This window comes from Mycobacterium sp. E796 (assembly GCF_001672815.1).
Classification (GTDB): Bacteria; Actinomycetota; Actinomycetes; order Mycobacteriales; family Mycobacteriaceae; genus Mycobacterium.
Map to the genome: position 1 here is coordinate 1 of NZ_LZKK01000106.1, position 788 is coordinate 788.

The 788-nt window shown below is 68.3% G+C and carries 1 pseudogene; it reads right to left on the bottom strand.

From position 1 onward, the window contains the following. A pseudogene (locus A5706_RS08545) lies at positions 1 to 788 on the bottom strand (glycosyl transferase); the annotation flags it as partial.

Sequence of the window (788 nt, forward strand, 5' to 3'; positions counted from 1 at the left end):
TGCTCACGATGCGGAGCGGGCTCGGAACCCTCGGCGCCGGAATAGATCAGCGCGCGCTCGCCCAACTCGGCGCAGGCCCCGCCGATCATCGTGACCAGATCCGCGAGCGACCCGACGGGCATGCTGCCGAAGCCGAAATAGATCGGCGGCGTTCCGGCGGTGATCCACGACGCGACCTCGTCGTCGGCATCGGTGGGCGACTCCATGGTCAGCGCGCCGACGAACGGCCGCCGGGCGCCCCATTCCTCGGCCAAGCCGGGAAAACAAAGCGCGTCGTAGGCCTGGATCTCCAGCGCGCCGAGTTCCGACATGCGTTGCGGCGCAGGGCAAGTGGCCTTCGGCAGACCCAAATCCCGGCGCTGCGCTTCCTCGGCGCTCCGGGTGAACCGCCAATACATCCAGTCGAGGGTCTTCATCGTCGAGCGAACCAGCGGCGCGGGCAACCGCGCGGGAAACGCCACGTGGCCGTTGGGCCGCATCGGGTAGAAGTGCAACGCGGCCAACGGAATGTCGTAGCGCTCGGCGACGTTGGCGGCGATCTCCTGATAGAGCTGGCCCGTCAGCAGCAGGTCGACCCCGTCGACGAGCGACTTGAGCGCGGCGCCCAGCTCTTCGAAGCCCGCCCGGACCGGCTCCATCGCCTCGCGGGCCAGCTTGACCGGGTTTTGGAACTTCCAGGAGTTATGCAGGAAATCCTCGTCCAGCTGCTGCTGGGAATCCCGCTGCCCGTAGGCGACGGCAGGCATCCCGGCCGACTCGACGAAGCCGATCAGGTTGGGCGGCACCGC